Annotated in this window: 24 protein-coding genes; 8 read left to right on the top strand and 16 right to left on the bottom strand. The window is 33.8% G+C overall.

All coding sequences use genetic code 11. The features are described 5' to 3' along the window. Positions 1-82: 82 nt before the first annotated feature. Positions 83-1,132, bottom strand: a complete 1,050-nt coding sequence (locus ACLHDE_RS00715; RefSeq protein ID WP_415397245.1) for a CNNM domain-containing protein — start codon at positions 1,130-1,132, stop codon at positions 83-85. Between the two features lie 16 nt (positions 1,133-1,148). Beyond that, a complete protein-coding gene (gene mgtE / locus ACLHDE_RS00710) occupies positions 1,149-2,477 on the bottom strand; it encodes a magnesium transporter (RefSeq protein WP_415397244.1) in 1,329 nt (442 codons plus the stop codon). A gap of 274 nt (positions 2,478-2,751) precedes the next feature. On the opposite strand from mgtE, the gene ACLHDE_RS00705 reads away from it, so the two are divergent. Both ACLHDE_RS00705 and ACLHDE_RS00700 read left to right on the top strand, forming a co-directional pair. Beyond that, positions 2,752-3,198 (top strand): DUF3015 family protein, encoded by a 447-nt coding sequence (locus tag ACLHDE_RS00705; RefSeq protein ID WP_415397243.1) that lies wholly within the window; start codon positions 2,752-2,754, stop codon positions 3,196-3,198. A 205-nt stretch (positions 3,199-3,403) separates the two neighbouring features. Then, complete coding sequence (locus ACLHDE_RS00700) at positions 3,404-5,101, top strand: DUF4105 domain-containing protein (protein ID WP_415397242.1); 1,698 nt, start codon at positions 3,404-3,406, stop codon at positions 5,099-5,101. Here ACLHDE_RS00700 and ACLHDE_RS00695 read toward each other — a convergent pair. Genes ACLHDE_RS00695 through recA form a run of 5 tightly spaced genes read right to left on the bottom strand, consistent with a single transcriptional unit; the run spans position 5,098 to position 8,551 of the window. Further along, positions 5,098-5,241, bottom strand: coding sequence for a hypothetical protein (locus ACLHDE_RS00695; RefSeq protein WP_415397241.1), 144 nt, complete (start codon positions 5,239-5,241; stop codon positions 5,098-5,100). The genes ACLHDE_RS00700 and ACLHDE_RS00695 overlap by 4 nt on opposite strands. A 10-nt stretch (positions 5,242-5,251) precedes the next feature. Further along, positions 5,252-5,887, bottom strand: coding sequence for an AMIN domain-containing protein (locus tag ACLHDE_RS00690; protein ID WP_415397240.1), 636 nt, complete (start codon positions 5,885-5,887; stop codon positions 5,252-5,254). A 39-nt stretch (positions 5,888-5,926) separates the two neighbouring features. Continuing rightward, complete coding sequence (locus ACLHDE_RS00685) at positions 5,927-6,223, bottom strand: hypothetical protein (protein WP_415397239.1); 297 nt, start codon at positions 6,221-6,223, stop codon at positions 5,927-5,929. Positions 6,224-6,232: 9 nt separating this feature from the next. Further along, positions 6,233-7,498, bottom strand: a complete 1,266-nt coding sequence (gene eno, locus ACLHDE_RS00680; protein ID WP_415397238.1) for a phosphopyruvate hydratase — start codon at positions 7,496-7,498, stop codon at positions 6,233-6,235. 15 nt (positions 7,499-7,513) lie between these two features. Next, the gene (gene recA, locus ACLHDE_RS00675) at positions 7,514-8,551 is read right to left on the bottom strand and encodes a recombinase RecA (RefSeq protein WP_415397237.1); all 1,038 of its coding nucleotides are present in this window, start codon (positions 8,549-8,551) and stop codon (positions 7,514-7,516) included. A 159-nt stretch (positions 8,552-8,710) separates the two neighbouring features. Between recA and ACLHDE_RS00670 the strand changes: the two genes are divergently transcribed. The 4 genes from ACLHDE_RS00670 to ACLHDE_RS00655 all read left to right on the top strand — a co-directional run bounded on the left by ACLHDE_RS00670 (position 8,711) and on the right by ACLHDE_RS00655 (position 11,045). Beyond that, entirely contained in the window at positions 8,711-9,574 is an 864-nt protein-coding gene (locus ACLHDE_RS00670; protein ID WP_415397236.1) for a menaquinone biosynthesis family protein, read from the top strand. A gap of 4 nt (positions 9,575-9,578) precedes the next feature. After that, on the top strand, positions 9,579-9,845 hold the full coding sequence (fliQ, locus tag ACLHDE_RS00665; RefSeq protein WP_415397235.1) for a flagellar biosynthesis protein FliQ: 267 nt from the start codon (positions 9,579-9,581) through the stop codon (positions 9,843-9,845). Beyond that, a complete protein-coding gene (locus tag ACLHDE_RS00660; protein ID WP_415397234.1) occupies positions 9,845-10,645 on the top strand; it encodes a UDP-N-acetylmuramate dehydrogenase in 801 nt (266 codons plus the stop codon). The genes fliQ and ACLHDE_RS00660 overlap by 1 nt, the downstream gene beginning before the upstream one ends. Before the next feature lie 79 nt (positions 10,646-10,724). After that, positions 10,725-11,045 (top strand): hypothetical protein, encoded by a 321-nt coding sequence (locus ACLHDE_RS00655; protein WP_415397233.1) that lies wholly within the window; start codon positions 10,725-10,727, stop codon positions 11,043-11,045. A gap of 43 nt (positions 11,046-11,088) precedes the next feature. Here ACLHDE_RS00655 and ACLHDE_RS00650 read toward each other — a convergent pair whose 3' ends face one another. From ACLHDE_RS00650 to ACLHDE_RS00615, 8 genes are all read right to left on the bottom strand, one after another. After that, complete coding sequence (locus ACLHDE_RS00650; protein WP_415397232.1) at positions 11,089-11,844, bottom strand: TIGR04219 family outer membrane beta-barrel protein; 756 nt, start codon at positions 11,842-11,844, stop codon at positions 11,089-11,091. 210 nt (positions 11,845-12,054) lie between these two features. Then, a complete protein-coding gene (gene tpx / locus ACLHDE_RS00645; protein ID WP_415397231.1) occupies positions 12,055-12,570 on the bottom strand; it encodes a thiol peroxidase in 516 nt (171 codons plus the stop codon). A gap of 191 nt (positions 12,571-12,761) precedes the next feature. Beyond that, positions 12,762-13,739 (bottom strand): tRNA (adenosine(37)-N6)-threonylcarbamoyltransferase complex transferase subunit TsaD, encoded by a 978-nt coding sequence (tsaD, locus tag ACLHDE_RS00640; RefSeq protein ID WP_415397230.1) that lies wholly within the window; start codon positions 13,737-13,739, stop codon positions 12,762-12,764. Further along, on the bottom strand, positions 13,736-13,870 hold the full coding sequence (locus tag ACLHDE_RS00635) for a hypothetical protein (RefSeq protein ID WP_415397229.1): 135 nt from the start codon (positions 13,868-13,870) through the stop codon (positions 13,736-13,738). Before ACLHDE_RS00635 ends, tsaD begins: the two co-directional genes overlap by 4 nt. Beyond that, positions 13,870-14,940: a 1-deoxy-D-xylulose-5-phosphate reductoisomerase gene (gene dxr, locus ACLHDE_RS00630; protein WP_415397228.1), complete on the bottom strand. Its 1,071-nt coding sequence runs from the start codon at positions 14,938-14,940 to the stop codon at positions 13,870-13,872. Before dxr ends, ACLHDE_RS00635 begins: the two co-directional genes overlap by 1 nt. 1 nt (position 14,941) lies before the next feature. Then, on the bottom strand, positions 14,942-15,706 hold the full coding sequence (locus tag ACLHDE_RS00625; RefSeq protein ID WP_415397227.1) for a phosphatidate cytidylyltransferase: 765 nt from the start codon (positions 15,704-15,706) through the stop codon (positions 14,942-14,944). Positions 15,707-15,734: 28 nt separating this feature from the next. Then, positions 15,735-16,046, bottom strand: coding sequence for a hypothetical protein (locus tag ACLHDE_RS00620; RefSeq protein WP_415397226.1), 312 nt, complete (start codon positions 16,044-16,046; stop codon positions 15,735-15,737). Between the two features lie 49 nt (positions 16,047-16,095). Next, positions 16,096-17,421: an NFACT RNA binding domain-containing protein gene (locus tag ACLHDE_RS00615; RefSeq protein WP_415397225.1), complete on the bottom strand. Its 1,326-nt coding sequence runs from the start codon at positions 17,419-17,421 to the stop codon at positions 16,096-16,098. 73 nt (positions 17,422-17,494) lie between these two features. On the opposite strand from ACLHDE_RS00615, the gene ACLHDE_RS00610 reads away from it, so the two are divergent. Beyond that, positions 17,495-18,865, top strand: a complete 1,371-nt coding sequence (locus ACLHDE_RS00610) for a PAS domain S-box protein (RefSeq protein ID WP_415397224.1) — start codon at positions 17,495-17,497, stop codon at positions 18,863-18,865. On the opposite strand, the gene ACLHDE_RS00605 is transcribed toward ACLHDE_RS00610, so the two are convergent. Then, entirely contained in the window at positions 18,854-20,551 is a 1,698-nt protein-coding gene (locus ACLHDE_RS00605; protein ID WP_415397223.1) for an EAL domain-containing protein, read from the bottom strand. The two genes, ACLHDE_RS00610 and ACLHDE_RS00605, sit on opposite strands and share 12 nt — an antisense overlap. A gap of 140 nt (positions 20,552-20,691) precedes the next feature. Here ACLHDE_RS00605 and ACLHDE_RS00600 point away from each other — a divergent pair, with 140 nt between their 5' ends. Next, positions 20,692-20,844, top strand: a complete 153-nt coding sequence (locus ACLHDE_RS00600) for a hypothetical protein (protein ID WP_415397222.1) — start codon at positions 20,692-20,694, stop codon at positions 20,842-20,844. Positions 20,845-20,860: the final 16 nt, after the last annotated feature.

Raw genomic sequence — 20,860 nt, 5'->3', positions numbered from 1 at the left:
AGTGTAAATTTCTTTCGGTCACTTCCCTTAAATTCAAAGCAATGTCGCAATACTTACCCCTTTTAATGTGCGGCATTACTATCTAATTTTCGTTGTTAATTTTTTCTCGTCTTTTTTGTTTCATATTTCTTTTTGCAAGTTCCCGCATATCTTCTGTTGTATCGCTCTCATCAACTATTTCAACACCTAAAATAGTCTCAACACAATCTTCTAAAGTAAGGATTCCCTCTGTTTGATCATAGTTATCAATAACTAAAAACATATGATCTTTTTTAGATATAAATAGGTCAAGAGCTTTTGAAACAGGAATATTTTCATTTATAGAAAAGATCTCTTTTTTAATTGAACCTAGAGTTACACTGTCATCTTTTAGAGCTTGCTTAAAAATCTTTTTAGTCAAAACAATTCCTATAACCTCTTCTATAGAACCTTTATAAACTGGAATACGAGAAAATTTAAAGATAGATGGTTGTGTCTCTATGACCTCTTTTATTGTTATATTTTCATCAAGTGCAAATACAACACTTCTTGGAGTCAAAACTTCTCCTACTTTAATCTTATTTAGATTTAAAATATTCTCTATAAAATCAGACTCTTTTTCATCAATAACACCATCATCTTCACTAAGAAGCATACTGTGTAGTAACTCCTCTTTAGTTAAGCTGTTTGAGTCCTCTTTACCCTTTGATATTCTGTTTGTAACAAAGAGGGTGCTTAAAATAATTGGATATGTAATAAAAATAAAGATTCTGATGATTCTAGCCGACAATGGGGCTAACTGTTTCCAGTAAATGGCACCTATTGTTTTTGGAATAATTTCAGATAAAAATAAAATTGCAAATGTTAAGACAATAGAAACATATACAACAGCATCGTTTCCAAAAAGTATAGATGCCTGAGCACCAACTGCTGCTGCACCTAAAGTGTTTGCAATAGTGTTTAAGATTAAAATTGAAGCTATAGACTTGTTTATATTTTGTTTATGAGATCTTAAATATGATCCAACACTTGGTTTATCTTTTTCTAGCACAGAAACATATGACATGTTCACTGACAAAAGTACTGACTCTAAAATTGAGCACAAAAATGAGACACTGACCGACAATACAAAAAATAGTATTAATAAATCCATTAAGTTCTAAAATTCCTTATAATAGTATATATGTTGCTAGACCTAAAAAACTAAAAAAGCCTACAACATCTGTAATTGTTGTTAAAATAACCGTGCTACCTATAGCAGGGTCTATATCCATTTTCTTTAAAAAAAGTGGAATCGTCGCACCAAAAAAACCAGCCATCAAAAGGTTTATAATCATACTTAGTGCAATTACCACTCCAAGCATTCTCATATCAAACCATAAGGCGGCAATCAAACCCATAATTATAGCAAAGAAGATGCCATTCCCAAGAGAAAGTGCTATCTCTTTTTTAATAATCCTCATTGCATCACCTTGGGAGATATCTCCAAGAGCCAACTGTCTTACAACAACCGTAAGACTTTGAGTTCCAGCATTTCCACCCATTGAAGCAACAATTGGCATTAAAACTGCAAGAGCTACCATGCTCTCTAGCGCATCTGAAAACATTGCAATTACAAAAGATGCGGCTATTGCAGTAAGGAGATTAAGAGAGAGCCAAGTCGCACGTTTACGACCAGCTTTTACTATCTCATCATCTTCTTCGGCTTCATCATCAACTCCGGCAAGATTATACATCTGTTCGGTTGCATGTTCGATAATAAGATCGTAGATATCATCTGAAGTAATACGACCAACTAAAATACCATAAGCGTTTATAATAGGCATAACAGAAAGGTCGTACTCTTCAAAAGTGTGAACTACATCTTTTATTTCATCTCTATCATAAGCTTTTTTTGGCTCAAAACTATCTCCACTTTCTGCAATATTTTCTTTTAATGTTTTAGAAAAATCAAATATTAACAAATTATCCAAACCAACTGTATATCGAAGCTTATTATCCTTACTTACAATAAATAGATTTTGAACATTTTCAAGTTCATTAGCCTTTCTAAGAGCAGCAAATCGTTCTATTACATCTTGTACTATCTCATCTCTAAAAGCAGTGAAGACTTCCAACTGCATATATCTACCAGCTTCATCTTCATCATATGTTTGAAGCTTGGTTATTTCGAGTCTATCATCTTCATGCAGAGTATCAAAAACCTGAGATGCGACGCCTTTATCAACTTCTCCTAGTTCTTGCATGAACTCTAGTTGATCATCAGATTCAAGCTCAGTGACGGCATGAGAAAGCTCGTCAACGCTTAGAGACTCTACAACATCATCAAAGTATCTATCTGGAAGGGCAAGTGCCACATCACCGACAAGATCTTTTGGAACTAGTTGGATAGCCTCAGCAAAATCTTTATCATCTAGCTGTTTTAATATCTTGGCAATGTCTGATGGATGTATCTCACTAAGTTCATGAGAATTTATATACTCTTTTAGCTTGTTCATATTATTGGAATTATACCCTATCTTCTTAGTATATACACATACAAACTTATAGAAGTTGTTTTTCATAAGAAATAACAACTTGTTATGAAATAATTTTCATAGTATTATTAATAAAACAAATTTAAGTAAGATAGAGTATGAAGAATTTAAAAATATTTGCGTTAACCTTAATCATACTTATTCTGCGAAATCTGGAAAGATAGAGATTTAAATTAATCTTTATTGAAGTATTAATCGTTTAAAATTGTTCTATCTTAAAATTTAAAGGTAACACATGAAAAAAATATTAGTAAGTGCAGTAGCTGTTTTAGCTCTAACTACATCAGCAATGGCTGGTGTTAACTCTCAAACTGGTTGTGGTCTTGGTTCAATGATCATTAAAGATGACTCTTCAGCTGTTATGTTAGCTTTACAAGCAACTACAAATGGTACGTCTGGTAACCAAACTTTCGGTATTACTTCTGGAACTTCTGGTTGTAACAAAACTAAATTTGTTATGAACGAAAGAGCAGAGGAATTTGTTGCTTCTAACATGGATATTCTTGCAAAAGAAATCGCTGTTGGTCATGGCGAGTCTATTGACACACTAGCAGAGCTTTTACAAGTAGAAAATACAGCTGTATTCTCAGCTTCTCTTCAGTCAAACTACAACAGCATCTATACTTCAAAGAGTGTTAAAATGGCTGATGTACTTGACAACATCTCTACTACTTCTCTATAAGTATTACAATAAATTAAACGAGTTTTTCTCGTTTAATTTTTCACTAAATATTCACTTACTATCTTAGGAATCCTTCATTTTAAAAAAAATACTTTTTACACTCATTTTTTGCATTACTTTAACTCAGGCTTCTGCCCAGTTTTACCAAAATAGAGCTAATGACTTAAACCTTTCTAACCAAAGATACTGGCATCTACTGCTTCACATGGATAATGAAGTTAGTGAAGTAGATGATAGTAGATTTTTCTTATCAAAGAATGGAAAAACTAATGCTAAAGATGAATTACACGCTACGCTAGAAGCTCTATTAAACGAGAAAAGGTTTGATGATAATTCCACTGCTTGTAGATTTCCAGCAAGAAAATCATGGCTAAAAGATCAATTAAATATTAAAGACTTCCCGCAAGTTACCTGTACGGAGTATGACAAAATTTTAGATAGGTTAAATCCAAAATCAGCTACACTGGTCTTTCCATCAGCACATATCAACTCACCTGCTTCTATGTTTGGACATACTTTTTTACGCATCAATTCTGCTTATAAATCTAAACTTCTTTCTTATGCTATTAACTATGCTGCAAATGCAAATCCTGACACAGAGAATGGTGTTGTTTTTGCTATAAAAGGTCTCTTTGGAGGATATTATGGTAAATATTCACTTCTGCCTTATTACGAAAAACTAAAAGAGTATCGCGATACCGAACAAAGAGATATATGGGAATATGATCTAAACTTAAATGAAGAAGAAGTCTTAAAAATGGTAAAGCATATGTGGGAACTTAACGGAACTCACTCCAACTACTACTTCTTTACTGAGAACTGTTCATATAATATGTTATGGTTTATGGAGATAGCAAGACCATCAGTACATTTAAGAGAATATTTTACCTATCAGGTTACTCCTCTAGAGACCATTCATGCTTCTTTAAGTGAAAATCTAATTAAAGAAAAGTATTACAGAGCTTCAAAAAGAACAATATTACTTAAATATGAGTCTCTTTTAAAAGCGAAAAATCTCTCTATTCCAAAAAAACTTGTTAACTCAGAGATAAGTATAGAAGATATTATTCAAGACAACTCTATATCAACTCAACAAAAAATGTATATTCTAGAATCATCTATAGAATTTTTAGAATATTCATTTAGCAAAAATGATATGGACAAACAACTCTATCTTGAACAGTTTCACAATATAACAAAAGCGAGAGCTGCCCTTGGAAAAGGTAAAAAACTAAATATTTCCACTCCTACAAATCCAATCAATAGTCATAGAGCTGTGAGAGCAGCCGCTGGTTTTGGTTCAAGAGAGAGTGAAGCCATTAACTTTCTTGGTATCAGACCGGCATATCATAGTTTAGAGGACAGTAACTATGGGTTTTTAAGAGGTACAGAGATAGAGTTTATGGATATTTTACTTTCCTATAGTGACAAAAAAATAGAAGTTGAAAATGCAACTATTATCTCAATAGTATCTCTTGCTCAAAGAAGTGAATTTTTCGACAGTTTTTCTTGGAGAACAAAATTTGGCTGGGACAAAAACTATATAGATGATAAGAGTAATTTTATAGCTACTTTAGGAGCCGGCTATAGCTGGGGAAATGAATTAGCCTTTACATATATAATGATCGATCCACTTTTTTACTATGGAGACAAGCTTGTTTCAGGAGTTGGAGGAAGTGTTGGTTTAGTTTTTGACAAATTTAAATATATGAGTACAAACATTGAAGCCACTGCTAGAGTCTATGACACTGGAGACGCGCAGAATTTAATTAAGCTAACACAAAGTTTTAGACTCTCCCAAAACATTCAACTAAAATTTAAATATGACTATAAAGAAAGATACAAGCTGGATAAGAGAAAAGATGAAGAGACTTATCAAGCAGTTCTATCTTACTACTTCTAGTCTTTGGACTTATCTCTTCCCTCTTCAAAAACCTTTGAGATATCGCTAGTTACGCTATCAACACCTTCATTGATTTTTTTTGCAGAACATCCATTAAAAAAGAGTATTGTAAAGATACACACTGTTATATACTTTATCACTTGTATTATCCTATCTTAAATTAAATATGTATCCATCAGATACTTTTTTCATATTATACTTATACTGACCATCAAGTTCAACAACAGCTCTGTAATAACCAGAGTGATTTCCAACTCTAACCTTACAAAAAATACCATCTTTATTCTCTTTTATATAACTCTTTAAACTTGTATCTTTTTTAAAATCAATTACTATTCTATGTGGTTTTACAAGTAAAAAGTTTCTGATTATTTTGTCATTTGTTACAATTTTAAGAGTTTTATTTAAAGCGAAAAATGTTGCATATTTCACAGATGCTATCTTTTTGTATTTTATCTTTTTCTTTTTTGTAGGAGAGTTGGTTTTCTTTTCAGCTTGAGAGTAGCTTTGAGATATAAAAATGGGTAGATGCCAATCTATGGAATTGTCAAGTTCTATACTCTTTTTTTCAATCGAAGCATCTAAATTTTCATACTCGATAGTTACCTTTTTAATTATTCTTGCAGATGATGGTAAAGTTATAGATGAGCGATTTAGTGGCTCTGCTAATTTTACCTGATTTGATGTGTAAGGTATATCTTTTTCACCTTTTGAAGGAAAAAATGGATTTTCACGAGCCTCTAAAGTGATTAATAAAAAAAATGATATAAATAAAACTCTAATCAAAATTACCCCTGAATTAATTTAGTATGTATTATATCAAGTTTATTTTGATTTGGGACTAACTGGTGCAGAAATCTCTTTTAGCTCAAAGTACTCTCTTTGCAGCTCTGCATTTTCACCTTTGAGTCTATGAACTTCACTCTGTAAATAATTTTCATAATCTTCAAGCCCAAAAAGAACTTCCAAAGAGTTAGTTCCATAAAGAAGAACACCGATATAAATTCCAAGTGCCAATACGATTAATAACAGACTTAAGAACTTTGTCAAAGAGAGTCCCAGGTATCTTTGAGTGATACTTTGGGAATTGTCTATATCTTCATAGAGTTCTTCTTCATTCATAAGAATATCTTAGTTAAAAAGTGTAGAACCTAAATACTCACCATATACCACTTCATTTTCTATCTCTAAAAGACGGTTGTATTTAGCAGTTCTCTCACCACGAGCAGTTGAACCAGTTTTAATTTGACCACAGTTAAGTGCCACAGCAAAGTCTGCGATGAAAGCATCTTCACTCTCGCCTGAGCGGTGACTCATAACACAAGTATAGCCATTTCTTTGAGCAAGACGAACGGTAAGCATAGTCTCAGAAACTGAACCGATTTGGTTTGGTTTTATTAAAATTGAGTTTGCAACTCCTTCGCTTATGCCTCTTGCTAAAATGTTAGCATTTGTAACAAAAAGGTCATCACCAACAATCTGAATCTTATTCCCGAGTTTCTCAGTCATCAGTTTGAAACCATCCCAATCGTCTTCATTAAGACCATCTTCGATAGAAACAATAGGATATTTAGCACATAAATCAACATAGTAATCTACTAACTCTGCAGAAGTTACAGTACGATTTTCAGACTCTAATCTATATCCACCATCAGTAATAATTTCAGAAGCAGCTACATCTAAAGCAATACCTATTTGCTCACCAGCTTTGTATCCAGCTTTCTCAATAGCTTCCATAATAATTTGGATAGGCTCTTCATTTGAGCTAAGGTCTGGTGCAAAACCGCCCTCATCACCAAGTGCAGTGTTGTGTTTTTTAGCTTTTAAAATAGCTTTTAAGTTGTGGTAAACTTCAGCAGAAGCTCTTAGTCCCTCAGCAAAATCTTCAAATCCAACCGGAACAATCATATACTCTTGAAAGTCGACTGAGTTATCGGCGTGTGAACCGCCATTGATAATGTTTAGCATAGGAGTTGGAATAACCATAGCATTAGCTCCGCCAAGGTAACGATAAAGAGGCATGCCTAAACTCTTAGCAGCAGCACGAGCAACAGCCATAGAAACACCAAGAACAGCATTCGCACCCAAGTTACCATAGTTTTCAGTTCCATCTATCTCTTTCATTGTAGCATCGATTACAGCTTGGTTAAAAGGGGATTGACCGATTAGTGCATCTGAGATTTGAGAGTTTACATTTTCAACAGCTTGCAAAACACCCTTACCCATATAACGATTACCACCGTCACGAAGCTCTAAAGCCTCACGTTTACCAGTACTAGCACCTGAAGGTACGATTGCACTCTCAACTGTTCCATCACTTAACTCTACTGTCGCTTTAACCGTTGGGTTTCCGCGAGAATCCATTACTTCAATTGCACTTACGCTGTCTATAAACATTAACTTTCCCTTGTATTATGTGTCTGTGTCTTCTATATCTGAAGTATCCATAATCATAACATTACTTACGCCCATAGCTACTTTTATTTTTTCTTCTATCTCTTTGGCCAATTCAGGCTCATCTTTGAACTTGGCTTTAACGTTCTCACGCCCTTGACCAAGTTTAGTCTCCTCATAAGAGAACCAAGCTCCACTCTTGTCTATAATGTCCAATTTAACACCATAATCAACAAGCTCACCCTCTTTTGAGATTCCTTCTCCGAACATTATATCAAATTCAGCCTGACGGAATGGTGGTGCTACCTTGTTTTTAATAACTTTAGCTTTAACACGGTTACCAATTTGGCTTTCCCCTTGTTTAAGAGAAGCTATACGTCTTACATCTATACGAACAGATGCATAAAACTTTAGTGCATTTCCACCTGTTGTTGTCTCTGGAGAACCATATCCCATCATGCCAATTTTCATACGAATCTGGTTGATAAAGATAACAGTACAGTTCATTTTAGAGATAACACCCGTTAGCTTACGAAGCGCCTTTGACATAAGACGAGCTTGCACACCAACATTTTGATCAGACATTTCACCTTCAATCTCAGACTTTGGTGTCAATGCTGCAACAGAGTCAATAACAATCAAATCAATCGCGCCACTCCTTGCAATAGTCTCAACTATATCTAAGGCTTGCTCACCATAATCCGGTTGAGAAACAAGTAGGTTTTCAACATCTACCCCTAGGTTTTTAGCATAAACAACATCAAGAGCATGCTCAGCATCTATAAAGGCACATACCCCGCCCTGCTTTTGACACTCTGCAGTTATCTGAAGTGCTAAAGTTGTTTTACCAGAACTCTCAGGTCCATAAATCTCAACAACTCTGCCTTGAGGAACACCACCTATTCCAAGTGCTAAGTCAAGCCCAATAGAACCAGTACTTATTGACTGAATAGGCTCAATATCCTTATCTCCGAGTCTCATTAAAGCACCTTTACCAAATGCTTTATCGATTTGTTTCATTGCTAAGTCTAATGATTTTTGTTTATTTGCGTCCATCTTGGGCTCACTTATATTAAATTTAGACTTATTGTATGGCAATTTTATATTTTAATCTAAAAACATTGCAAATTGTCATATTATTTGTTGAATTTCTTTTATACAGAATTTCTATATAAATTAGTGGGATTTTATCCTTATTTGGTTAAAATCTAGTTTATGAAAAGAACTTTAATTGCACACTCCCCAGATGCTGATGATATCTTTATGTATTATGCCATCAAATTTGGTTGGGTAGATATGAAAAATACATTGTTTGATAATATTGCTAAAGATATCCAAACGCTAAACGAAGATGCACTAAATGGTGTTTATGACATCGTTGCTATTAGTTTTGCACTCTATCCACATATAAAAGAAGAGTACGCACCTTTAAGAACTGCTGTTAGTTTTGGCGAAGGTTACGGGCCTAAGCTCATTAAGAAAAAAGGTGCAAAGCTAAAGAGAAACTTCAAAGTTGCACTTAGCGGAAAGCACACTACAAATGCGATGCTTTTTCGCATTGCCTATCCAGATGCAAGAGTCACTTATATGAATTTTCTCGAGATTGAACAAGCTGTTCTTGAGGGCGTTGTAGATGCCGGTGTTTTGATTCATGAGAGCATCTTAACTTATGATGAAAAACTTGAAGTTGAAAGAGAGATGTGGGATATCTGGCAAGAGTTAGCAGGAGACGGGCTTCCTCTTCCTCTTGGCGGTATGGCTATTCGCCGTTCACTTCCGCTAAACAAAGCTATAGACTATGAAGCAACTCTAACAAAAGCGGTGCAAGTGGCACGTGACCATAAAGACAGACTATCTAAAATGCTTATAGAGAGAGATTTGGTGCGTATAGATGCTCCTACACTAGATAAATACTTAGAACTTTATGCAAATGATGAGTCAATCACCCTTAGTGACATTCAATATAAAGCTATAAATAAACTATTTGAACTCGGGTTTAAACATGGCTTTTATGATTCTTTAATCAAAGTAGAAGATTTTATGATTCCTACTGAGTACAAAGAGATTAGGAACTCTTAATCTTATGGAAGCCAAACTAATAGCCCTCGGAGTTGAAACATTTAAAATCGCTCTTTTATTAGCACTGCCCGGTCTTCTGACAGGTATGTTTGTAGGTTTGGCAGTTAGTATTTTTCAGGCAACTACACAGATTAATGAGATGACACTCTCTTTTATTCCTAAAATTCTCGGTGTTGTTATAGTTATCATTCTTACTATGCCTTGGATGCTAAACTCTATGACAGATTTTGCAACAAACATCTTCAATATGATGCCAGAATTTATAGAGTGATGAAAACAAAAAAAATAGACTTTTCAAAATTCTCCTCTATACATATTGGAGATACTCTCGAAGTATCTCTTTTAGAAGATCCGAGCGATTTTACTCCTGATTACTATCTTATAGGTTCTTGTAACAATATTCTTATGGGAACACAGCCTCCAAAACTGATGAAGCTTTCAAAAAAATATGATTATATAAAAATACAAGACAATACTCTTAAAATTGGAGCCGCAACTCCATCAGGAAAAATAGCCTCATTTTGTAAAAAGCACAATATAGCAAACTTTGAGTTTGTCTCGCATCTACCAGGGACTCTTGGTGGCTTAGTATATATGAACGCTGGACTTAAAGAGTATGAAATTTTTAATAAACTCATTAGTATCTCCACAACAAAAGGTGTTTTAAACAAAAATGACATAGACTTCGGGTATAGATTTACAGATATTAAAGATCCTATTTTAGATGCTACGTTTACTCTGGAATATGGTTTTGATGAAGAGAAAGTAGAACTTTTCAAAAAGATGCGCTCAAACCAACCAAGCACACCAAGTGCTGGAAGTTGTTTTAAAAACCCTCAAGGCGACTATGCCGGAAGGCTTATAGAGTCTGTTGGATTAAAAGCAAAACGCGTAGGTGGTATGGAGTTTAGTAGTAAACATGCAAATTTCCTAGTCAACTGTGGCGGTGGAATCTTTGAAGATGCTATCGCTCTCATAAAAGAAGCTCAAAAAAATGTTTTCAAGGAGTTTGGCATCTTTCTTGAATGTGAAATAATAATTTTAGATAAAAGGTATATGGGTGATTTCTGAAACCATAATTAGATGTTAAGATTACGTTAATACAATAGTCGTATAATTTAGTATAGGCAATAAATAAAAGGAGTTATAGATGAAAACTTTGTTAATTGTAACACTAATAGTTACTGGTGCTCTGGCTGCAGGGCAAGGGAATATGATGCCATCATATTCAGACTTTGATAGTGATGGTAATGGTAAAGTAACTCAAAAAGAGTTTGAAAATACTCAGCAAAAACGAATGGAAGAACAAGCTAAAACTGGTAGGATGATGCGTAATGCTGATAATGCTCCTAAATTTAGCGATATAGATACAAATAAAGATGGCAATATTGATTCTCAAGAGTTTCAAACTCATCAAGCAAGTAATAGAGGTGGACAAGGTATGGGTAGTGGACAAGGAAGAAATCGTTAATATGATTAAGAGGCTAAATAGCCTCTTAATTTATAGACTGTTTTTAGAAACGAAGCATAAAACCTGCATAAAAACCTGCAAATTCTAAATTAATATCTGATTTTCCAATACTATCATCATCTATTTTTATCTTTTGTACTCTATATCCAACTTCAATAGCTGGTTGTACTACAGGAAAGATATCAAAAGTATAGTCAATTTTTGCACGAACATCATACATATAACTTGTGTTATATGCAATATATTTAACATCTGCTTCAAGACCAATATTTGTAACTGGTATTTCAACTCTTCCTCTTACATAAGCAAGTGGAATAACAACTGACTCAGAGTCATGATAAGTCCCTGTTGCTGTATCAGTTCCATTTTTAACATCATAAGTCATTTCTGCAACTTTAAAGTCAATACCTATATCTACCGTTGACCAAAATGTGTTATCAAGTATATTATAGTAAGGAATTACATCAATCTGCGTCATTTCTAATGATGTTTTACCTGCAGTTACTGTAAACTCTTTAAATGTACCATTCGCAACACCTGTATTTTTCAGGCTTACATATTCTAGTCTTAAGTTTGGAACAACAGGTATAGGATGTTTTATAAGAGCCCATACATATGCTTGCACTTCTTCAGTCTCATCTGATTTATCAGTAGCTGTAGCACCAGCGTTTATGTAACTCAACTCACCACTCGGAGTCTGAGCCCAAGCGCCAACACCCATCTCAACTCTTGCTATATCTGCACTAGCTGTTAAAGCTAAAAATGCTACAGACGTCAAAGCTGTCAAAATCTTTTTCATTAAAATCTCCAATATTTTAGTTTTTATAATTATATCAGAATGTTTTCGTAGTAAGCTTAAAATAATATAAACAAGGGCCGAAGCCCTAAAAAAGGAGGAAGAATAAAATGAGTTATCGGCTCATTTCGTTTTGGCACCAAAGGCGCCAAGAGCTACTCAAGGGGAAGAAAAGTAGCTTTCGAAAATTATCTAAGGTTTCAGGAGTGTTAATTAAAGTGCAGCTTTTGCAGCAGCGATTGCTTCTTCATAGTTAGGCTCAGTTGTAATTTCTGGAACAACTTGCTTATAAGAAACTTTTCCATCTTTACCAATTACAAAAATAACTCTTGCAGTGATACCAGCTAAAGGACCATCAGCTAAAAGTACACCATAAGCATTAGCGAAATCTTTGTTTCTGAAATCTGAACATACTTTTAAGTTTTCAATTCCAGCTGCACCACACCATCTAGCTGATGCAAATGGTAAATCCATAGAAACAGTAATAACTTCAACACCCTCTAAAGATGCTGCTTCTGCGTTAAATCTTCTTGTTTCAGCGTCACAAACACCTGTATCTAAAGATGGTACTGCTACTACTAGTTGAACTTTACCAGTTCCACCAATTTGCTCATCTTGAAGCATTGGATCACAGTTTACTACTGTTGTTACTGGTGCTGTATCACCTACGTTGATTTCGTTACCTGCTAAATTACACACGATGTCATTTTTGAATGTTACTGTTGCCATTTTGGCTCCTTTTGTTTTGTTTTAAATTTTATTTTTTACTTGCTGATTATCTCATACTTAAATGAATAAAAAGCGAATCACTTTTATAATTTATAAGTGATTTGTTAATTGGACAGGAGAATTATAAGTTAAATCGGATAAAAATACTCTTATTTAGATTGGTGGTCTTTTTAGCTAAGTTTCAATTAAGATTATATGGAGCTGCGAGGAGATATATTTAACTCATCTAAAGAGCTAAACATTTTCTTATCATACATCTCTACTGCTACTCTGCCTATCATTGCTGCATTGTCTGAGCAGTATTTTAGTTCACTTAGAAGCAACTCTGCACCGTGAGATTTCAAAAGTTCTTCTATTTGAGAACGTAGATAAAGGTTGGCACTGGCTCCTCCCACTATAGCAAAAGTTTTAGGACGTACATTTTTAAAGTACTTCTTTAGTTTTTGAACAATATGAGCAGTTGCTATATGCTCAAACGAAGCAGCTATATCTTTATAATCTTCTTCACTACTTTTTTCTACAGCAAGCCTAACTGCATTTTTAAGTCCTGAGTATGAAAAAGCAATTAAAGGAGATTGGGATAAAGGAATAGTAAAGTTATACTTTTTTCTATCACCATCTTTTGCTAACTCCTCTATAAGCGGTCCACCAGGATAACCAAGTCCCATCATCTTAGCAACTTTGTCAAAACTCTCACCAAAACTATCGTCCATACTTTTAGCTACTGTTTTTATCTGCTCTAAAGATTTCACTTCCATCACCTGTGTATGTCCGCCTGAGACTAAAAGAACAGTTAGAGGAAACTTAGTAGGCTTATCTATAAAAAGAGAGTAGATATGTCCAACTAAGTGATTTACCCCTATTAGAGGAATACCAAGTCCTACAGCAACAGCTTTTGCCATAGTAACGCCTTCTACAAGCGTAACAGCCAAACCTGGGGTAGATGTTACTGCTACTGCTTTTAACTCTTTAAAGTATGGCTTACATTCTGCTAATATCTTTGGGAGAGCCTCTGCATGAAGACGAGCAGCGAGTTCTGGGACAACTCCACCATAAACAGAGTGTTCCAATTCTTGAGATATCTTTTTATGAAAAAGAAGTTTTTTTGTTTTTATATCTGTGATAGCTATTGCACTATCATCACATGAGCTTTCTATACTAAGAATCATCTACCTTGTTCCTCTCGAGAGTTTTTATCCCAAATAGCCAAGCCAACAGCAGCTACTACAAGCAGACCAAACATTATGCCCCAAGTTAACAGGTCCCCACCACTAGTAGCCTTTTCTATCTGATCAGTCATTATACTTTTCTTCCTAGTCTATCACGTATCTCTGCATCAAGATCAAAAACATCATCTATATTAGTAGGCATCTGAGTAAAAGTATCAAAAGCTTCGATAATAATCTTACTTATATCCATAAAGCCTATCTCTTTGTTTATAAATTTTTCTATCGCCACTTCATTTGCTGCATTTACGACAACACCGCGAGCAGGATTCTTTAAAAGCTCTTCTCTAATATGCCATATAGGGTATCTATCAGTTGTTATTTCACGAAACTCTAATGAGCCTACTTTAAGCAAATCAACATGTTCTAAGATATTCTCACTCATCTTCTCATCAAGTGCATAAGCAATTGGAAGCTGCATAGATGCATGAGCAAAGTGTGCAGTAGTTGAACCATCTTTAAAATCTATCAGGGCATGTATAAGTGACTTGGTTTCTATGATAGCATCATATTTGCCCTCACCAAAAAGCCATCTAGCTTCGAGCAGTTCAAACATCTTATTTACCATAGTCGCACTGTCTATTGTAATCTTCTGCCCCATCGACCAGTTTGGATGTTTTTGAGTATCAGCGAGTGTTGCGTTTTGGAGTTTAGCTATATCCCAGTCACGAAATGCTCCACCAGATGCGGTAATTATCATCTTTTCTACAGGTCTATCTTGCATCAGATACCAAAGACCAAAATGCTCACTATCAATTGGCTGAATTTTACTAACATCAATAAAACCACCACATGAAACAAGAGACTCTTTGTTTGCAAGAGCTACTTTTTTGCCAGATTCCAAAGATATGAGAGTTGGACGAAGACCTAAGAAACCTACAAGTGCATTGACTACAAGCTCAGAATCTGAGTTTCTTATAACTTGTAAAATAGCATCTGAGCCTGAGAATACATTAGAGTGATTTACTTTGTGTATGTCATTAGCATCTGCAATGACTACAACTTTAGGAGAATGCTCTAAAATCTGTTTATTTAACAGTTCTATATTATTTCCGCAGACTAAAACTTCAACATCTATATTTAAGTTTTTAGCTACTTCGAGTGTATTTACACCTATAGAACCTGTAGAGCCTAGTAGAACCACTCTAGACAAGTCCTCTCAAAAGTACAAGCATAACAATAGCACCAAACAGGTAACCATCTATTCTATCAAGAGCACCACCGTGACCTGGAAGTATATCCCCACTGTCTTTTACACCGGCAGCTCGTTTGAGAGAACTCTCAAACAAATCCCCAAAGATAGAACTGGTTGCAACCATAAAAGAGATAATAAACGAAACACCTAAGTCAACTATACTAAGACCGACAAACATACCCGAGAAAGTTGCAACAACTATACCTCCGACAACACCTTCCATGGTTTTGTTTGGACTAGTTTCACAAAAAGGTGTTTTACCAATACTCTTTCCTACCGCGTAAGCTCCAACATCAGTCATCGCTACGATAACCAAAAGCCATAAGAGAGATAACACGCCGTATTCTTGGTACATTGTAAATATAAACAGCATTCCTGCTGTTGGGTAAATAAAAGGAAAAAAGTTGTTCCATGTAAGTTCTTTGTTAAAGGCCACAGCACTTGCATAAGCAACACCTGCTAAAACAAAAAGGTCATCACCGTAAGGGTATACACCGGCAGTAAGCCAGATTCCAAGTGCATAAATAGTTAATGAATCATTTTTTATCTCAAAAAGCTTTATGGCTTCTTTAAATGCTACAAGATAGACAGCACCAAGAACTAGCCACATTAGAAAAAAATTATCAATAAAACCAATAATTAAAACGACTGCTATCAGCGAAAGACCAGTAATTGTTCTCTCTTTACTTGAGGTAAGTGCTTTTAAAAATCCCATGAGTTTCCTTTGAAGGGATTATACCAAATCAGACTTTAATATCTAGTTTGTATATGGGAAACTCGCTTGCTTTTTTCTCTTCTTCGCTCTCGTGCTCTTCGTGTTCACTTCTAGCAGTCTCTTGATCCGCCTCATTTTTTTGATGTTCACGGTCAGGATCAACTTCATGATTCTCTTCAGCTGGACGTACTTCAAGAACTTTTTCTTCTTTTTCATTTGCAGCTGCCTGAGCTACCATATTTTGAAAATCTACACGGTTATTATGAGCATTTTGAACAGAAGATACATTAGCTGTCATCTGATTTACAAAAATTGCGCTTCCTATCGCTCCAATTGCCATAACACCCTCCTTAATTTTATTTCATAAAGGAACAAGTCCCTTCAAATCCCTACCTCGTGTCAATTTCGATAGTTTTGTACTTGTTGTAAAGCACATTCGCACCATTTTGAAGAGTCACCTCTCGTCTAGGAGTATAATCGACCAAAAACTTATCTTTTTGAGCTATTGTAAAATCAACACACAATCTTCCTGCCCCTTCGATGATATTCATAGGTATATTTTGCTTGTCGGTTGTGATGATGACATGGGCTGATGGTCTATCTTTCATATGTACCCAGATATCTTTTGCTCTTGCATTTTTAAGCACTTCTATATTGCCTTTTTCATTTTTTCCAAGCTGAACTTTATAGCCTTCTATCCAAAAAGTCTCTATAGAATCATTTGTTTTTATCTTCTTTGCTTGAATCTTTTTTGGAAAAAGAAGTTGTATTTTTGCTATATCTTTTGCCTCTTGTACAGCAGACATAAATAGTTTAATATGCTCTATTTTAGAACTTATCGATTCTTTTTCTATATGCAGGTGCAAGACTTTTTGTTTAGCTTTTTTACTTCGCATAAAAAGAGAATTTGCCATTTGTGCAGGAGTAGAAAAATCTTTATGAAATTCTATCTTTACAGGTATTCCATCATAGTCTCTTAGTTCTATACTCTTTTGATATGGCTTAATATTATGAATATTTGCTAAAACCAAATTTCCATGATGCTGACACATTTCTACCTCAGCTTCGAGTTTTTTCTCATCTTCAAGTGAGTTGTATAATTTTTGAAGTTTTTTTAGTTTTTTACCAAGCAAAGAGAGTTTTTGCTTTTTTAGAGATTCTAGCTTTGCCTCAATATCTTTAGCATACTCATCGTGTAAGAACTTCTCTACATCTTCAAGTGGATATTCTTTTGCTATAAATGGAGCAGTTGGTACATTTAAAAGTTTTTGTCCGACTCTGACTTCACGAAAAGAAGAGAAAATATCAACATGTCGGAGAGCTTCTAGTACAATTTCATTCTCATCTAAAATGATGACATTTGTATACTTTCCAGTGAACTCAAACTGCAGTAGTGTTATTTCTTCTTTGTAAGCCGAACTAACAGAAGTTTTAAATCTTAAAATCTTATCTTCGTTAATAAGTTCAACACTTAAAATATTTGCACGGTTAAATCGTTTTGAGAGAAGTACATCAAAGGGTGCATTATAAACTTTTGAGCGCGCGTATGATTTACATTTAAAAATCTTAGAGTTTGATCGTTGCATCTCGAAGTAGACTTCATCATCTTTGTCAAAAGCTACTTTAATTATTGTATCATTTACTCTGTAAATTGCTGATATTTTTTGAAAATTTTCTAAATAATTTTTTATTTGTTTTAAGTGAGAGAGTTTCATAAATATATTCTAGCAGATATAAAACAATTTTAAGTACTGCATCTATATAATACCCCCCCCCTAAGGTTAGGCAATGACAAAAAATATAAACTCTATACTAAAAACTATACACTCTAGCATAATTATTATACCCATCATTTTTACGGTTGCTACGGTCTTTTTGATTCTTTTCTTTTATATTCCTTATATTACAGAAAAAAAATCTATTATCTCTATAATTGTTCTATTCTTATTATTATACATAGGCTATCTTTCCATAAAAAGAGAGAAAGAGTTAATACATGCAAATGATAAACTTCAAGATAAGCTTAAAAACATGCTCAAAGACTTTGACAAAAATGTTATCGCTTCTACTCTTGATTGTGAAGGAAATATTATATATGCTAGTGATCTTTTTTGTAAACTATCGGGTTACTCAAAAGATGAACTTATAGGAAAAAGACATAACATCATAAGACATAAGGATATGTCAAAAGAATTCTACAAAGAAATATGGGATGTTATAAATAGTAATAAAGTTTGGAAAGGAGAGATCAAAAACTCTACTAAAGATGGTGGTTACTACTGGCTAGAGGCTATTATCTCTCCTGTTTTTAATGCTGATGGTAAGATTATAGAATATAACTCTATTAGTCATGACATTACCAATAAAAAAGAGCTTGAAAGCCTAAATAAGTCCCTAAAAGAAAAAATCTCTTTAGCTATTACGCAAACTCAGGAAAAAGAGAAGCATATGTTAAACCAGAGTAAAATGGCTCAAATGGGTGAGATGCTTAGCATGATTGCTCATCAATGGAAACAACCATTAGCTGCTATTTCTTCAACTGCATCTGCTTTGGAGCTAAAGATGATTATTGATGATTGTGATCAGCTTGCATTCGCCGCGGGTATAAAAGATATCCAAGCATATTCTCAGCATCTTAGTCTGACGATAAATGATTTTAGAAACTTTTTTAAAGACTCCAAGCTTGTCACAAAGACTACATTTGAAAATATCATAGATGACGCCATTCAAATAGTAAAAATATCTCTCCAGAATGATGATATTCTTTTAAGTATTCAAAATGACTTCAAAGATGAGTTTTGCGTCTATGAAAATGAATTTAAGCAGGTTGTTTTAAATCTAATTAAAAATGCTGAAGACGCAATTATAGAAAGTGGAATCAGCCATGGACTAATAGAAATAAAAACATACAAACATGGAACAGATGCTGTCTTTGAAGTTTTAGATAATGCAAGAGGAATAGATGGCGAGATAATGGAAAAGGTTTTTGACCCTTACTTCTCAACAAAAGATAAAAAAAGTGGAACAGGTCTTGGTCTGTATATGAGCAAAACAATTATTGAAAATCACTGTTTAGGCTCTCTTGAATGTTTTAATACACAAGAAGGTGCCAGATTTAAAATTACCTTAGATCCAAAGAAGTTTTCTTTAGCTAATTAAAACAGCTTCTGGCTTACCTATGTAGTATCCTTGTGCATAATCAATGCCACATTCTTTAATAATATTATAGATTTCTTCGTCTTCTACGAACTCAGCGATAGTCTTAACACCTAAAGTCTTAGAGAGGTTTACAATAGCTTTCGTAATAGTCTTATTTCTAGAATCTTTTTTTAAATTTTTTATAAAAAGACCGTCTATTTTTATAAAATCCAAATTAATTTCTAAAAGTCTACTAAAGTTAGAGTTTTCGGTTCCAAAATCATCTATTGATATCTTAAATCCCATTTCTCTAAGTATATTCAGCTGTTTAATAATTTTTTCGTTGTTTTCTATAAGAGTAATATTTTCAAGTATCTCGAAGGTAACCCTAGAAGGAATTATATTATACATTGCCATTCTCTCGTTTAAAAAACCTACCATATAACCTTCTAGAAGATCTCTTTCTGTAATATTTATAGAGAACTGATGTGTCTTATCTTGGAAGAATTCGAAACTTTTGTTTATAATTATTTTAGTAATCGATGTGATGAGTCCAAGCTTCTCTGCAGGAGGTATAAAAAATATAGGAGCTATAACTCTATCATCAATAATACCGCGAGCTAGTACCTCATACTTAAATATTTCACCTGTCTGTGTGTCTTGTATAGGTTGAAAATATGCTTCTATTTTATCTTCTAAGATTAATGTTCTTGTCGTCTCCAGCCATCTTATTGCCTCTTTTTCATCTTTAAAACAGCTTATATTTTCATCAAATATCTCGTATTGTCTGCTTCCAAGACTTTTAGATTTATCTAGAGCATATTCGCTGTTGATAAGAGTTTCTGTAGTGTCATCTTGAACTTTTGCAACACCGATATTAAACGTTATATTCAGTTCAGCTTCATCAACTTTTACATTTTTATTATCAAAGAATGCTACTATCTGCTTACAGTAATCATGAATACTTTCAATAGAAGCATCTTTTAACACTATAACAAATCTATCTGATTCAATCTTATAAAGTCTAGCTTTTTTATGTATATGATGTTCTAATATACGAGCAGTTCTTACTAAAACATTATTTGCAAAAACTCTTCCATACTCTTTGTTGATGGTAGAGAAGTGAGATATATCTAAAAGAAGTAAGTAATTAAAACCTTTTTCCAACAAATCTTCTTGAAGTTTTTGAGAATTTGGTAGGTCTGTGTAAAATTCATGATAGTATTTATGTCTAAGGTCTCTTATCTGCTCTTCTACTTTTTTTTCCAAATTATGCTGATATTCCAAAAGAGCTTTGTCAAGCTCTATCCTCTTTACAATTTTTGAGATAATTAGATAAAACTGTTCTAACTCTAAAGGTTTTAAAATATATCCATCAACACCAAATTTAATACTCTCTATAAAATAGTCTCGATCATCATAGGCAGAAAGAATAAGAATAGGAGTAGAAGCATCATTTTCACGGATTTTTTTTATAAGTTCTATACCATTTAACTTTGGCATATTGATATCTGTAATGATTATGTCGTATTTTTTTAAAGATTTTTTTACATAAGCATGCTCACCATCAAAGGCAGTATCTATCTTTAAAAAAAAAGTTTCTAAAAACCTTAGAGTAGAATCTCTGGCTATTTTGTCATCTTCAACATAAAGGATATTTAACTTTTTCGTATTTTTAATTAAATTCTGGAGATGCTCTTTATTCATTATTATATGCCTATTGTTTTTTTATGTGCCTTTTAGATTGTACCTATTTCAATCTAATTTTATTATTATAGTCTTTATTGTAAGTTAAAAGTATTTGACTACAATTAGGAAAAATTTTTAACTAAGAGATAATAACACAGATGCAACCCAAAGGTTTTGGTAAGAATTACTTCTCACTAGCAGCAATACAAGCCCATGTATCACAACAAAAGATTGTGGCAATGTGTGCATCTACTTCAACTCTAAGCGGAAAACCTCTAACTATAAAAATAGCATCACCTCCTGCAGCCTAATCTTATTCAAACATAT

The sequence above is a fragment of the Sulfurimonas iocasae genome (assembly GCF_047716755.1).
Taxonomy (GTDB): Bacteria; Campylobacterota; Campylobacteria; order Campylobacterales; family Sulfurimonadaceae; genus Sulfurimonas.
Note: the sequence above shows the minus strand (reverse complement) of the source record. Positions and strands in the feature narration are given on the sequence as shown.

Excerpts from the sequence above, each read along its gene's own strand:
- tpx (WP_415397231.1), bottom strand. The coding sequence starts at position 12,570 with ATGGCAACAGTAACATTCAAAAATGACATCGTGTGTAATTTAGCAGGT.
- ACLHDE_RS00620 (WP_415397226.1), bottom strand. The coding sequence starts at position 16,046 with ATGGCAATTGGAGCGATAGGAAGCGCAATTTTTGTAAATCAGATGACA.
- ACLHDE_RS00600 (WP_415397222.1), top strand. The coding sequence starts at position 20,692 with ATGCAACCCAAAGGTTTTGGTAAGAATTACTTCTCACTAGCAGCAATA.
- ACLHDE_RS00655 (WP_415397233.1), top strand. The coding sequence starts at position 10,725 with ATGAAAACTTTGTTAATTGTAACACTAATAGTTACTGGTGCTCTGGCT.
- ACLHDE_RS00615 (WP_415397225.1), bottom strand. The coding sequence starts at position 17,421 with ATGAAACTCTCTCACTTAAAACAAATAAAAAATTATTTAGAAAATTTT.
- ACLHDE_RS00705 (WP_415397243.1), top strand. The coding sequence starts at position 2,752 with ATGAAAAAAATATTAGTAAGTGCAGTAGCTGTTTTAGCTCTAACTACA.
- ACLHDE_RS00670 (WP_415397236.1), top strand. The coding sequence starts at position 8,711 with ATGAAAAGAACTTTAATTGCACACTCCCCAGATGCTGATGATATCTTT.
- mgtE (WP_415397244.1), bottom strand. The coding sequence starts at position 2,477 with ATGAACAAGCTAAAAGAGTATATAAATTCTCATGAACTTAGTGAGATA.
- tsaD (WP_415397230.1), bottom strand. The coding sequence starts at position 13,739 with ATGATTCTTAGTATAGAAAGCTCATGTGATGATAGTGCAATAGCTATC.
- ACLHDE_RS00660 (WP_415397234.1), top strand. The coding sequence starts at position 9,845 with ATGAAAACAAAAAAAATAGACTTTTCAAAATTCTCCTCTATACATATT.
- ACLHDE_RS00605 (WP_415397223.1), bottom strand. The coding sequence starts at position 20,551 with ATGAATAAAGAGCATCTCCAGAATTTAATTAAAAATACGAAAAAGTTA.
- fliQ (WP_415397235.1), top strand. The coding sequence starts at position 9,579 with ATGGAAGCCAAACTAATAGCCCTCGGAGTTGAAACATTTAAAATCGCT.
- ACLHDE_RS00625 (WP_415397227.1), bottom strand. The coding sequence starts at position 15,706 with ATGGGATTTTTAAAAGCACTTACCTCAAGTAAAGAGAGAACAATTACT.
- ACLHDE_RS00635 (WP_415397229.1), bottom strand. The coding sequence starts at position 13,870 with ATGACTGATCAGATAGAAAAGGCTACTAGTGGTGGGGACCTGTTAACT.
- ACLHDE_RS00700 (WP_415397242.1), top strand. The coding sequence starts at position 3,404 with ATGGATAATGAAGTTAGTGAAGTAGATGATAGTAGATTTTTCTTATCA.
- ACLHDE_RS00610 (WP_415397224.1), top strand. The coding sequence starts at position 17,495 with ATGACAAAAAATATAAACTCTATACTAAAAACTATACACTCTAGCATA.
- eno (WP_415397238.1), bottom strand. The coding sequence starts at position 7,498 with ATGTTTATAGACAGCGTAAGTGCAATTGAAGTAATGGATTCTCGCGGA.
- ACLHDE_RS00685 (WP_415397239.1), bottom strand. The coding sequence starts at position 6,223 with ATGAATGAAGAAGAACTCTATGAAGATATAGACAATTCCCAAAGTATC.
- ACLHDE_RS00650 (WP_415397232.1), bottom strand. The coding sequence starts at position 11,844 with ATGAAAAAGATTTTGACAGCTTTGACGTCTGTAGCATTTTTAGCTTTA.
- ACLHDE_RS00715 (WP_415397245.1), bottom strand. The coding sequence starts at position 1,132 with ATGGATTTATTAATACTATTTTTTGTATTGTCGGTCAGTGTCTCATTT.
- recA (WP_415397237.1), bottom strand. The coding sequence starts at position 8,551 with ATGGACGCAAATAAACAAAAATCATTAGACTTAGCAATGAAACAAATC.